Consider the following 11,821-nt stretch of genomic DNA (forward strand, 5'->3'; position numbering starts at 1 on the left):
TTCTGTGAGCCAAGGAGTTGTGCCTTCCGATTGTCTTCCTAAGACCGCTTGGCCTCCGACTTCCCAAGTCGCCCTGCGCCGCCCCGACGAGGCGCTCGCCACCCCCGCTCCCGAGCCCGAACCGCCCGAGTCCTCCCGGGCCGCCGCCCCGTCCCGGACCACCCCCGACGCCCGGCCCCCCGCGTCCCGGCCCTGCCCCCAGTGCCGCACGGGCAACCCGCCCGACCGCACCCTGTGCAGCCGCTGCGGCGCCCCGCTCGCCGCCCCGGCCGCCGCCCCCGACCGCCTGCCGTGGTGGCGCCGCCTGCTGGCCCGCCGCACCACCCACCAGCCCCCCGTGGCCGGCACCCGCCCCCGCCACCGGGCGTGGCGCCGCCCCCGCCTCGCCGTCCCCGTGCTCCTGCTGCTCCTCGCCGCGGGCGCCTGGTTCGGCCGCGACCTGCTGCCCGAGGCGCTGGACTTCACCAAGGACCACACCACCCGCCCCGAGGCCCTCCAGCCCGAGCGGGTCCGGGCGTCGAGCGAGGCCCGCGGGCACCCCGCCACCTCCGCCTTCGACGGCTTCAGCAACCGCTACTGGTCACCCTCGGCCAAGGGCGGCGACCAGTACCTGGAGGCCGACTTCGCCCGCCCCGTGCGCCTGCGCAACGTCCTGGTGTTCCCCGGCACCTCCGCGAAACAGGACGAGTTCCTCACCCAGGCCCGCCCCGCCGCCATCACCCTGACCCTGACCTCGGCGGACGGGCAGACCACCACCAGGACCGTCAAGCTGCGCGACGAACCCGGGCAGCAGACCTTCACCGTGCGGGGCTCGGACGTCATCCGGGTGCGGCTCACCGTCACCGACCAGTTCGGCGCGACCGCCGACCGCCGGCTCGCCGTGGCGGAAGTGGAGTTCTTCGGCCGCCACGCCCGCCGCTAGGGCCTCCGCCGCCGAGCCGTGCCTCCGCCTCACGGGGCGGCGGGGACGAGCCGCCCGCCCAGCCCCAGCGCGGGCGCCGGCTGCTCGGCGAGGGGAAGGGCGCGGCTGAGCGCGGCGATCAGCGAGGGGAACGTCTCGACGGCGGCGAGGGTCACCACGAGGGTCGCGCCGGTCATCACCTCCACGCCCGCCCCCGACATCAGGCCGCCGCCGACGAGATCGCCGCTGTGGATCCGCTCCCGGACGTGCTCGGCGCTGCCGTCGGTCTGCGGGTTCATGACCGTGTAGAGGATCGCACCCGGGTACGGCGCGCCCCACACGAGGATGCCGTCCTGCCCCTGATCGGCGTAGGGCAGCACGCCCGTGGTGCCCGGGTTCCCGGGATTCCCCGGGCGGAATCCGGCGTGCTCCTCCTTGACCAAGCCGTTGAGCAGCTCGACGTAGTCCTTCATCTCCGCCACGGCCAGGCCAGCCGAGCCGAGCGGCTTGATCTCGAAGATCTCCATCCTGGGCAGATCGACGATGTCCGGCCGCATGTCGATGTTCACCAGCAGATCGTTCCGCGCCTTGGCCCTGCGGTACTTGGTGGCCAGCCGGTTGAGGAAGTCGACGGCAGGCAGGTCGTAGAACGACAGCGGGTTGCGCGCCATGTAGACGCCCCCGATCAGGAGGTGGGCGAGGTTGCCCCGCTGAAGGGCGGGCGGCTGCTTCCCCTTGGGGGCCGCCGCGACCGCGCCCATCGCCGCGCCCAGGACCTGGACGGGGTCACCGGGCTTGTCGTCCGGGCTGGTCGTCGTGGTCACCCCGAGCCTGAGGCGCACGTACGCCAGCGCGGTCGCGGCGTCCAGCCCCGACGCCTGCATGAGCTGCACCACGCCCAGCGTCCTGGTGCCGACCGGCTCGTCGCTGGTCCGCTCGTACCGATCCCGCAGACCGGCCACCACCCGGTTGCGGCTGACACCGGTCAGGTTCTCGAGCGCCGCCCGGACGCACAGGGGGACGTGCTCGGGGGCGAGCTGCGCGGCGTGCTCCCTGATCCCCTCGTCGTTGAGCCCGTTGATCTCCACCACGGCCGACGCCCAGTCGCCCCGCGCGACCGCCTCCCGGTACGCGAGCACGATCAGCGCACCGCGAACCCGGTGCGCCGACTCGGGCACGGCGGCCCGCAGGTGCGCCCGTTCGGCGAGGGGCAGCCTGGCCGGGGAGATCCGCTCCCTGACGTCGATGTCGCTGAACCCCTCCAGGGCCACCGCCGCGTCCTGCCAACGGGCCTCCCGGCGGGCCCGGTCGTATCCGTCGTCCAGCGCGCCCCGCCCGGTCGGCGGCCCCGCCTCCTCCCGCTGGACGCCCGGCCGCCCGGCCCCGGCCGCGGCCTGCGCCCGCGCGATGAGGGCGGCCACAGCGCGATTGCCCGCGGCCCGCTGCAAGGCGAGAACGGAGCCGGACCCGCGGGCCGCACCGGGAACACGGCCCCAGCCCGGGAGTCCGCCCCGCCCTGCCGCCGACGGCCGGTGGCGGACACTGAACCCCATGGCCGGAGCCTAACCCGGCACAAACCCACCCGCCCCCGTCCAATCGGCCAGCCCTTCGGGCACCGACCGGACACACCCGTGATGCCCGGTCCCGGCGAGGCGCGGCACCGGCCTTGGCCTACAGCCCGTACAGCGCCGCCAGGCGTGGCAGTCGGCGGGCCATCTCGTCCCGGTCGTCGAAGTCGAAGCCCCAGGCGGGGTCCAGCTCCGGGTAACGGATGGTGAACGCGCCGGCGGGGAGCCGCTCACCGGTCGCCGTGATGTGTGCCTGCCAGACGATGCCCAGCACCTCCTCGCCGTCCAGATCCAGGCCGTCGGCCGCCGAGGCCCGCACGACCGGGAGTTCCGCGAGGGCGTCGGGATCAGCGACCACGCGCTCGAAGACCTCGTCCCCCCGCGCGATCAGCCATCCGCGGAAGTAGTCGAAGCCGTCGTCGGAGCAGCCGCCGTTGATGACGTAGGCGGCGGCCCACAGGGGGTGCGTGTAGGAGTCGGCCATCAGGTCCCACAACACCTGCTGAGCGGCGACGATCTCCTCGGCCGGGCGGGTGGCCAGCAGCGAGGTCGCCTCGCGAGCGACCGCCCCGCTGTCGTCCGGGTCCGCCGCCTGGTTGCGTGCCGCCGCGATGAGCTGCCAGAACCGCTGTCTGTCCATGCCGGGGGAGCATGCCACCCGGCACCGACATCACGACGTCCCCGTGGGACCGCCGACCACGCCGCGAGCCCGTCTCGCCGCGCGGATCCCGGGTCCCCGGGCGCGCGGCCGTCCGGGACGCCGACCGGCCCGCGGCCGCGGCGCAGTGGGGGGCGGGCGAGCAGATGAACCTCGTTGCCGAGGAACAGGCAGTAGGCGCCACCGGCGATACCGCCGGGCCGCTCCGGCCGGGGCGGGTGCCGAACTCCATGCCCTGCGGGACCTGGCAGCCGGGCACCGGTTCGGCGCCGCACGCGCAGCGGTACGACTGGAGGGCCTGCGCCCAGCACGGCGTGCCACCCACCTTGCAGCCCGGGTCTCCGCGCCCGCCCGCGTCGGGGGCGTCGGGGAAGGGCCGGCCGCGCACCGAGTTCCGCGCGGGTCCCGCCAACGGCTCGGATCCGACGGTCCGTTCCCACCTTTCCCGGCGGCGGTGCCGGCCCCGCCGGCACCCGGCCGCCACGGGACCCGCCGGTTGCTCACCGCGCTGCGCCGCTGCCCCGGCGGGCCGCCGCCCGTCCGCTTCCGGCCGCCCCGGCATCAGGGTCTGTCCGATGGGTGTGTACCGCCCTGTTGGTCGGCATGCCGGCCCGGCCGGCCTTCCAGTCGTGAATGGTGGCGATCTTCAATGCCCCTCGCTGGGCTCCGTGTTGCTCATTCGAGAGCCGCAGAGCACTGGCGACGTGTCCGATGGGGGACAGTGCTCCTCTCGGCAAGCAATGAGCACGATGAGTCTCCAATCGTCGCGGAGCCTCAGCAGGCCATCGCAATCGGTGGTCGAGCTGAGGCTGCCCGCCGACTGGTCGACCACCTTCGTGAAGGGATCGACTGGTGAGGCTGACTTTTTCCGCTCAGGTGCTTCTCACGCTCTTGTCATTCGTGTCGTCGCTGCTGGTCGCGGTGGTGGCGGGGGCACTTTCGCACGAGGCCGGGGCGCCGGTGGCCGGTGCGGTGTTGTACGGCGGTGGCGCGTTCATCGGCTGGATGACCCTGTGTGTCACTGTGCTGACGGCGCTCGGCCTGCTCGGGCATCAAAGTCATCCCGGTGAGTAAGGGTTACCCGGCGATCACGAACGCAGCCACAGCCGGATCGCAGCGAGGGTGACTGTGCTGCCGAAGCGCGTCAGCGCGTCGGCGGATCCCGCCAGGGGGATGCCGGTGCGTTGACGAAAGAGAAAGCCGTTGATCACTTTGCGACGGCACTTCCAGCGCCCGCCCCACACCAGCCGGAACGATCCGGTCGCTCGCCAGTCACACGACTCGCCGGACAGTCTCTGGGGCCTGGCGTCAATCCCCGTCCGCCCCGCGACGCCTGGCACGCGGTCTCGTCGGACCGGGCGGAAGCCCGAGTGCGGCCGGTACGAGGGCTTCCGTCCGGCACGCCGAGAGCACGCACCGGTCGCCGCGGGGCCGCCCGCCGGGCGTACATTCCCGGTCCAGGGGATACCGGGTCCCCGGCGGAACGGGGGAGAGGCGCATGCGTACGCCCGCGCGGATCTGGGACGGTGCCGACCTGGTCGAGCGGCGGCTCGCGGGAGTGGCGCTGAATCCGGCCGCCGCGGAGGACGTGCTGCTGCGGCTGCTCGCCGCGGGGCCGCTGCCCGTGCGGATGGTGCTGTGCCGGGACCGGGTGCTGCCGGACGCCGTCGTGGACGCGGTGGTCGCCCACCCGGACGCCCTGACGCGCAGCTTCTTCGCCCGCAACCCGCACGCCGATCCGGCCCTTCGGGCCCGGCTGGTGGACGACCCCGACTGGCTGGTCCGCGCCCACCTGTCGGCCCCGCCGAACCGGCCGGGCGGGGCGTGGCCGCTGCCGCTGCCGGACCGGGTCCTGGAGCGGATGCTGTGCACCTACGGGGACGAGCTGGACCCCTTCTGGTTCCGCCAGGCCTCGATGGCGTTCCGCCGGTCCATGCCCACCCACCCGCGGGCGGCGGTGCGCCGTGCGGCGGTCACCTTCTGGCCGGTCCTGCCCGACGACGCGCGGGCGGCGCTGCGGGCGGACCCGGACGAGGCGGTACGGGAGAGCGCGCGCGACCGGCTGCGGTACGGGGATCCCGGGTGGGTCGAGCGGTCGCTGGCCGAGGCGACCGGTGCCCGCGGCAGGAACTGGCTGCTGTCCGTGGGCGCCCTCGGCGACGCCGTCGTTGCCGCGGTCGCCGCGGAACCCGACGGATGGGAGGCGCGGTGGGCCATGGCCGGGAACGAGACCTTGCCGGCGCACGCGGTGCGCCTGCTGGCCGCCGACCCGGACGCGCGGGTGCGCGAGGCGGTCGCGCGCCACCCGAGGCTCGGCCCCGCCGAACGGGCGGCCCTCGCCGCCGATCCCCACCCGGACGTGCGGCTGGCCGTGTCCACGCACCCGGCGCTGAGCGAGGAGGAACGCGCCGCGATCGAGTACGAGGTCCCCATGGACGGCACCTTCGGGTACCAGCCCGAACCGCTGGTGCCCACCGACCCGGTGACGGTGCGCGAGGCCGCGTGCTCCGCCCACCCCCTGCTGCGCCGCTGGGCGGCGCGGGACCACCACCTGCCGCCCGACCTGGTGCGGCGCCTGGCCGCCGACGACGACCTCGGTGTCCGCGTCCTGCTCGCCCAGAACCATCCGCACGCCCCGGCGGAGCTGCTGCTGCGCGGCTTCCTGGAGTACCGGGGCGACGAGCGCGACCACCTCCTCACCCGGCCCCACTTCCCGACCGAGGGCCTGGCGGAGTACGCGGATCACGACGACCCCCTGGTGCGGGCCCTGGCCGCGCGTGACCCCGCCACCGGCCCGGCCGTGGTGGAACGGCTCACCCGGGACCCGGACCCGCGGGTGCGGGCCGCGTTCGCCCGCCACCCGAACCTGCCGCCGCCACGGCTGCGGGAACTCCTGCACGACGAGGCCCTGGCCCACGACGCCGCGGCGAACCCGGCGCTGGGGGCGGACGGGGCCCGCCGGCTGGTGGAGAGCCACGCGGACCGGCTGGGGGAGTAGCACCAGGCGCGCGGCGGCGGGCTTCCGCGCCCCACGCCATCGAGGACGCCGCCGCCGGGCGCGCCCTCACCGCCGGGGGCGCTCCGGACCGCCGCCGCCGGCGGGCGCCCCGCCGACGCCCGTCACTCCGAACTCCGCTCCGGCAGCGGCCGGTACCGGGTCGGCCCCGGCGTCCGGCCCTCCGGCGGGTACTCGCAGTCGATGCTGGTGATCTCGTAGTCGTCGCCCTCGTTCTCCTCCTGGTCGACGAGCACCGCCGCGGTGCAGACACGGCCGTGCTCGTCGGTGAACGTGACGATCTCGCTGTAGTCCGTCGGGGTGCCGCACCCCGCGAGCACCAGCACCGCGACCGCGGCGCCCACCACCGCGCCGATCCCCCGCAGTCGTCCCATGCCCCCTGCCCCCTCCACGCCCGTCCTCGCCCCGTGACCCGGTGGCCGTCCACACCGTAGCCGCGCCCGGCCCGGTCTGCCATGCACCGCGAGCCGTCGATCCCCACCGGGGCGGCCGAGCCGCCCGGCCGCCCCGCCGCACCGCTCTCCCGGCGCTCCGGGACGAGCGCGCCCACGCGTCCCGGCCGCCACGCGAGTCACCGGCGCCCGCCTATTGACGCGGCCACATCTCCCTCAACATCATCGTGGGAGCGCTCCCAAGGTGCTTTCCGCGGCCCGGGCAGGAGTGCGAGCCGTGCACGGAGGACGACGCCGGTTCGGCGCTCCGTGACCGGTGCCATGCCCACCTGCGAAGGGGACACGCCGATGCTGCTCGCACACCGTCCGCCCGGGCGGTCCAGAAGCGTCCGGGGACTGGCCACGGCGATGGCCTGCGCCCTGGCCGCCGTGGTGGCGGTCGCCGCCCAGACGCCGGCTTCGGCCGATCCGGTCGAGGGGCCGGCCGTCGAGGTCTCGGTCAACGCGTCACTGGGGCTCGGGACCATCGACGAGGCGGCGTTCGGGGTCAACACCGCGATCTGGGACTCGCACATGAACGACCGCGAGGTCGTCACGCTGATGGACGACGCCGGCATCGGAGTGATGCGCTACCCGGGCGGATCCTACGGCGACATCTACCACTGGGAGAGCCACACCGCCCCCGGCGGCTATGTCGCGCCGAACACCGAGTTCGACGCGTTCATGGGCACCGTCCGGGCCACCGGCGCCCAGCCGATGATCATCGCGAACTACGGCACCGGCACCCCCCGGGAGGCCGCGGAGTGGGTCCGCTACGCGAACATCACCAAGGGCTACGGCGCGAAATACTGGGAGATCGGCAACGAGGTCTACGGCAACGGCCACTACGGGAGCGGCTGGGAGGCCGACGACCATCCCGACAAGAGCCCCCGGGAGTACGCGCGCAACGTCATCGCCCACGCCGAGGCGATGAAGGCCGTGGACCCGACCATCGAGATCGGCGCCGTCCTGACCACCCCGGGGGACTGGCCGGACGGGATCACCGGCCCCGGTGACTCGGCCGACTGGAACCACACGGTGCTGTCCGCGGTCGCCGACACGATCGACTTCGTCATCGTGCACTCCTACCCCGGCGGCGCCACCGCCGACGAGGCCCTGGACCGGGTCGCCCGGCTGCCCGGACAACTGCGCGAGGTCCGCAGGCAGATCGACCGCTACGCCGGGGAGCGCTCCGCCGAGATCGGCATCGCGCTCACCGAGGTCAACTCCAACGTCCAGCAGAACAGCCGCCCGAACGGCCTGTTCGCCGCCGACGTCTACATGACCGCCCTGGAGAACGGCGTCTTCAACGTCGACTGGTGGAACACCCACAACGGACCCACCACGATCAGCACCGTGGACGGCGAGACCGACTTCAACGACGCCGGCCTGCTCTCCAGCGGCGGCTGCGTCGGGGACGTCTGCCAGCCACCGGTGAACACCCCGTTCCACCCCTACTACGGCATCAAGGCCCTGACCACCCTCGGCGGCCCCGGCGACACCATGGTGGCCGCCTCCTCCAGCAGCGACCAGGTCTCGGTCCACGCCGTGCACCAGGCGGACGGCGACCTCAGCGTCATGCTCATCAACAAGGACCCGGACACCTCCCACCCGGTCGAGATCGACTACGCCGGATTCACCCCGGCCGCCCAGGTGCCGGTCGTCCACCGCTACGCCCGCGGCGACACCGACGTCACACCGGTCCCCGCCGCCGGCGACGGCACCCACACCCTGCCGCCCTACTCGATCACCACCGTGACGCTCTCCCCGCGCCCCGGCGAGGCGGCCGTCGGCGCGCCCGGCGAGCCGAAGGTCACCGCCGTGGACAGCACCACGGCCACCCTCGACTGGCCCGCCGCCACCCGCGGCACGCCCGTGCGCTACGAGGTGTACGAGCGCCTCGGCACCAACGCCCAGCTCCTGGGCACCTCGACCACCACCTCGCTGACCCTGCGCAACCTGCCCCCGGGCTCCGAGCACACCGTCAACGTCCTGGCCAGGGACGCCGACGGCCGGCTCTCCCGCCCCTCGGCACCGCTCACCTTCACCACCACCTCACCGCGGGACAGCACCTGCCTGGTGACCTACCGCGTGGACAACAGTTGGAGCAGCGGCTTCATCGGCTCGGTCACCGTCTCCAACCTCGCCGACACCCCGATCAACGGCTGGACCCTCGGCTTCACCTGGCCCTCCGCGGGCCAGTCCGTGCAAAGCGCCTGGAACGCCCGGGTGACCAGCGACGGGCAGCGGGTCCACGTCACCGACAACGGCCAGAACGGGTTCCTCGCACCCGGCGGCGGCTCCACCGCCACCTTCGGATTCGTCGGCGCCAACGAAGGCGCCAACCCCGCACCCACCACCTTCACCCTCAACGGCACCGTCTGCCGCACCTCCTGAACCGGACCCGCGACGCTGCTCCTGCCGCGCACCGGCCCTGTCGGCCGATCCGTGTCCCCCGCCCCGCGGGCGGGGGACACGGATCGGCGGCGGGCCGCACCGGTGGCCGGCCGGCACGTGCCCCCGTAGGCCGTTCGACGCACGACGGACAGGACACGGTACGGTCCGTCACCAATGCGGGACTCCTCGTGAGCGAGGGTGGTTGACTGGCCGCATGCCTCTCGACCGTTACGGCGTGCTCTCGGGAACCCTCCACCGCCACTTCCGCGACCGGCCGGACAACCAGGGCCGCTGGTTCCACGTCAACCTGGAGGTGGACGCGCCCGACGGGCGCTACCACTGCGCCGTGGACATCGACAGCCACAAGTCCAACGTGGGCGTGCAGTGGAAGCTGTTCACCCTGGACGCGCGCGCTCTGGGGCCGGCCGCCGCCCTCGCCCCCGGCTACCACGACCTCGCGTACACGCCGGACTCCGGGGCCCTGGACTACCTGCGCCATCCGGCGCTGGTGGACCGGTCCGGCGTCCTGTTCCAGCGCCGCCCGCCGTCCTGGCTCCAGGACCTCCTGGACCTGCTGGGCTCGCGGCCGTGGCACGCGGGCTCCAATGTGGACGCCGCCGCGGCGCTGGAGCCGATCCTGGTGGCGGGGCGGCGCGTCCTCGTCTTCGGCGAGCCGTTCGACAAGGATCCCGAGGGGGACCTCGGAATGCACAACGTCCACCAGAACCAGGGTGATCCGGTCGGTTCCCAGTGGTGGGCGGAGAACGGGATCTGGCAGGACGGCGCGACGCTGACCCAGCGCCCCGACGGCCGGTACGAGGTGTTCCTGAACAAGTTCTCCAGCCGGCCGGGCAGACGGACCTCGCGGGGCACCCGGTCGCGTGACCCCGGCGCTCCCTCGCGTTCGGCGCGGGAGGCCGGGGCGTGGTGGAAGCCGTGACCGGATTCGAACCGGCGTGGACCGCTTTGCAGGCGGTTCCCTGACCACTCGGGCACACGGCTGTGTGGTTGCGGACACGACCGTAGGCCGGGCGGACGGCCGGCGGGAAGGGCGACGGCCGGACCGCAACGGGGCTGCCATGCGGCGTTCACATCCCGCCGCGCACCTTCTCCGTGCAACTGTCGGCGACCGTGTCGGCGAACACCCGGGCGAGCGGAGTGAGGGCGTCCCAGCGGCGGGCGGCCCAGCCGACCGGGAGCGGGGGCAGGTCGGGGATCGGGACGAGACGGAGGGGGCCGTCGCCGGGAACCCGCCGGCCGGGCAGGACCGGCACGACGGCGTGGCCGAGGCCGAGCTCCGCCAGCAGCAGGGCGGTGTCCCAGTCGGCGACGCCGGTGTCGGAGCTGCTCCGCACGCCGAGCTCGGCGAACGCGGCGTCCAGGCGGGCACCTGACGTGGAGTTCGCGGGGAGCCGGATGAGGTTGACGCCGGTGAGCTCGGCCGCGCCGACGCGGAGCCGGCTCGCGAGCGGATCGTCCGCGCGGACGGCCAGCACCCACGGCAGGGCGACGACGGGGCGCTGCTCGACACCGCGCACCGGGCCGTCGATGGTGACCCAGGCGAGGTCCAGCTTCCCGGCGGCGAGGGCGTCGAAGCAGGCGTGGCTCGAGGTCTCCGTCCGGAACTCCAGGGCGACCTTCGGGTGGCGCTGCCGGAAGGCGACGACGGCCTCGGCCATGAAGTGCCGCACCGTCGTTCCGCCCGTGGTGACGCGCACGGAGCCGGCGTCCCCGCTGACCAGGTCGCCGAGGCGGCGCAGGGCCAGGTCAAGGCCCGAGAGGCTGTCGGCGGCGGCGTCGCACAGCACACGGCCCGCCTGGGTGGGCACGACACCTCGCGGCTGCCGCTCCAGAAGGCTCACACCGGCCTCCCGCTCCAGCCGCTTCACATGCTGGCTCACCGCCGACTGGGTGCGGCCGAGCTCCGGGGCGACGGCGCTGAGGCTCCCCGCCCTGCACACGGCCACGAACACCCGTAGATCGTCCAGAGTCATGTCACCCAAGCTACAGCTTGGGGACAGCCAGAAAAACAGTAGGATTGACTGGGGTTCAGGGTTCCAGAAGGATCGGGGCAGGGCCCAGGCGGCAACCCGTCCGGCGCTTTCGCCGAGTCCGGACGCAGGCGAAGGCACGGACGGGTGCCGACCCCGAGCACCGGAAGGACACCGCCCCGTGCCTGCCTCTCCCGCCACCGCCGACCGGGCCGTCGCGCTGCTGCGCGAGCTGGGGGCCGCCGGCATCGCCCATCCGGGCGGCACCCTCCTCGCCCACCTCCAACGCGTCCACGGCCGACTCGCCGGGTGGGGCGCCCGCCCCGCCCTCCGGCTCGCGGGCCTGTGCCACGCCTGCTACGGCACCGACGGCTTCCCCACCGCCCTGCTGCCCGCCGACCGCCGCGCCGAACTCGCCGAGGTGATCGGCGCCGAGGCCGAAGCCATCGTGCACCTCTACGCGTCGTGCGACCGGAAGGCCACCCATCCGACGCTCGCGGACGCCGACGGGGCGTTCCGCGACCGGTTCACCGGCCGCCGCCACATCCCGGAGCCGCGACTGCGACGGGACTTCGCCGAGTTGACCGCCGCCAACGAGCTCGACCTCGCCCGCGTCGACCCCGCCTTCCGCGCGCGGTGGGGAGCCGAGCTCCGCGCCCTGTTCACCCGCTTCCGGCCCCTGCTGAGCCAACCGGCTTGGTCGGACTGCGAGAGGGTGCTCCCCGCGGCGGGTCGGACCGGGCAGGGCTCAGCCGCGGACGCCGAACTCGACGGTGCCGGACAGGGCGGCTCCTTGGGGTGAGTGGGGGGCGGGGCGGCCCGGGTGGAAGGCGGCGGTCGGCAGGCGGCGGCTCGCGGA

The 11,821-nt window shown here is 74.3% G+C and carries 11 protein-coding genes and 1 tRNA gene; 6 read left to right on the plus strand and 6 right to left on the minus strand.

Annotated elements, in window-relative coordinates; all coding sequences use genetic code 11:
* Positions 1–337: 337 nt before the first annotated feature.
* Positions 338–922 (plus strand): discoidin domain-containing protein, encoded by a 585-nt coding sequence (locus ACYVO2_RS09780; protein WP_461007260.1) that lies wholly within the window; start codon positions 338–340, stop codon positions 920–922.
* 29 nt (positions 923–951) lie between these two features.
* Here ACYVO2_RS09780 and ACYVO2_RS09785 read toward each other — a convergent pair whose 3' ends face one another.
* Together ACYVO2_RS09785 and ACYVO2_RS09790 are read right to left on the minus strand one after the other, a co-directional pair.
* Positions 952–2,322 (minus strand): hypothetical protein, encoded by a 1,371-nt coding sequence (locus tag ACYVO2_RS09785; RefSeq protein WP_461007261.1) that lies wholly within the window; start codon positions 2,320–2,322, stop codon positions 952–954.
* Between the two features lie 250 nt (positions 2,323–2,572).
* Positions 2,573–3,109 (minus strand): DUF4240 domain-containing protein, encoded by a 537-nt coding sequence (locus tag ACYVO2_RS09790; protein WP_461007262.1) that lies wholly within the window; start codon positions 3,107–3,109, stop codon positions 2,573–2,575.
* A gap of 870 nt (positions 3,110–3,979) precedes the next feature.
* Between ACYVO2_RS09790 and ACYVO2_RS09795 the strand changes: the two genes are divergently transcribed.
* The gene (locus ACYVO2_RS09795) at positions 3,980–4,201 is read left to right on the plus strand and encodes a hypothetical protein (protein ID WP_461007263.1); all 222 of its coding nucleotides are present in this window, start codon (positions 3,980–3,982) and stop codon (positions 4,199–4,201) included.
* Positions 4,202–4,215: 14 nt separating this feature from the next.
* Here the strand turns inward: ACYVO2_RS09795 and ACYVO2_RS09800 are convergent, their stop codons facing one another.
* On the minus strand, positions 4,216–4,338 hold the full coding sequence (locus ACYVO2_RS09800) for a hypothetical protein (RefSeq protein WP_461007264.1): 123 nt from the start codon (positions 4,336–4,338) through the stop codon (positions 4,216–4,218).
* A 287-nt stretch (positions 4,339–4,625) separates the two neighbouring features.
* Here ACYVO2_RS09800 and ACYVO2_RS09805 point away from each other — a divergent pair, with 287 nt between their 5' ends.
* Positions 4,626–6,125, plus strand: coding sequence for a hypothetical protein (locus ACYVO2_RS09805; protein WP_461007265.1), 1,500 nt, complete (start codon positions 4,626–4,628; stop codon positions 6,123–6,125).
* Positions 6,126–6,247: 122 nt separating this feature from the next.
* Here the strand turns inward: ACYVO2_RS09805 and ACYVO2_RS09810 are convergent, their stop codons facing one another.
* The gene (locus ACYVO2_RS09810; protein ID WP_461007266.1) at positions 6,248–6,517 is read right to left on the minus strand and encodes a hypothetical protein; all 270 of its coding nucleotides are present in this window, start codon (positions 6,515–6,517) and stop codon (positions 6,248–6,250) included.
* Positions 6,518–6,883: 366 nt separating this feature from the next.
* Between ACYVO2_RS09810 and ACYVO2_RS09815 the strand changes: the two genes are divergently transcribed.
* Together ACYVO2_RS09815 and ACYVO2_RS09820 are read left to right on the plus strand one after the other, a co-directional pair.
* Positions 6,884–8,971 carry a cellulose binding domain-containing protein gene (locus ACYVO2_RS09815; RefSeq protein ID WP_461007267.1) on the plus strand — a complete coding sequence of 696 codons (2,088 nt, stop codon included), beginning with the start codon at positions 6,884–6,886 and terminating at the stop codon, positions 8,969–8,971.
* A 214-nt stretch (positions 8,972–9,185) separates the two neighbouring features.
* Positions 9,186–9,911 (plus strand): DUF2278 family protein, encoded by a 726-nt coding sequence (locus ACYVO2_RS09820; RefSeq protein ID WP_461007268.1) that lies wholly within the window; start codon positions 9,186–9,188, stop codon positions 9,909–9,911.
* Here ACYVO2_RS09820 and ACYVO2_RS09825 read toward each other — a convergent pair.
* Both ACYVO2_RS09825 and ACYVO2_RS09830 read right to left on the minus strand, forming a co-directional pair.
* Positions 9,900–9,973: transfer RNA gene (locus ACYVO2_RS09825), tRNA-Cys, on the minus strand. The two genes, ACYVO2_RS09820 and ACYVO2_RS09825, sit on opposite strands and share 12 nt — an antisense overlap.
* An 86-nt stretch (positions 9,974–10,059) precedes the next feature.
* The gene (locus ACYVO2_RS09830; protein WP_461007269.1) at positions 10,060–10,965 is read right to left on the minus strand and encodes a LysR family transcriptional regulator; all 906 of its coding nucleotides are present in this window, start codon (positions 10,963–10,965) and stop codon (positions 10,060–10,062) included.
* Positions 10,966–11,143: 178 nt separating this feature from the next.
* Here ACYVO2_RS09830 and ACYVO2_RS09835 point away from each other — a divergent pair, with 178 nt between their 5' ends.
* Positions 11,144–11,764 (plus strand): DUF6817 domain-containing protein, encoded by a 621-nt coding sequence (locus ACYVO2_RS09835; RefSeq protein WP_461007270.1) that lies wholly within the window; start codon positions 11,144–11,146, stop codon positions 11,762–11,764.
* Positions 11,765–11,821: the final 57 nt, after the last annotated feature.

Source organism: Streptomyces capparidis (assembly GCF_054782095.1).

Coding starts and splice junctions, on each gene's coding strand:
- ACYVO2_RS09815 (WP_461007267.1), top strand. CDS start 6,884: ATGCTGCTCGCACACCGTCCGCCCGGGCGGTCCAGAAGCGTCCGGGGA.
- ACYVO2_RS09810 (WP_461007266.1), bottom strand. CDS start 6,517: ATGGGACGACTGCGGGGGATCGGCGCGGTGGTGGGCGCCGCGGTCGCG.
- ACYVO2_RS09820 (WP_461007268.1), top strand. CDS start 9,186: ATGCCTCTCGACCGTTACGGCGTGCTCTCGGGAACCCTCCACCGCCAC.
- ACYVO2_RS09830 (WP_461007269.1), bottom strand. CDS start 10,965: ATGACTCTGGACGATCTACGGGTGTTCGTGGCCGTGTGCAGGGCGGGG.
- ACYVO2_RS09805 (WP_461007265.1), top strand. CDS start 4,626: ATGCGTACGCCCGCGCGGATCTGGGACGGTGCCGACCTGGTCGAGCGG.
- ACYVO2_RS09790 (WP_461007262.1), bottom strand. CDS start 3,109: ATGGACAGACAGCGGTTCTGGCAGCTCATCGCGGCGGCACGCAACCAG.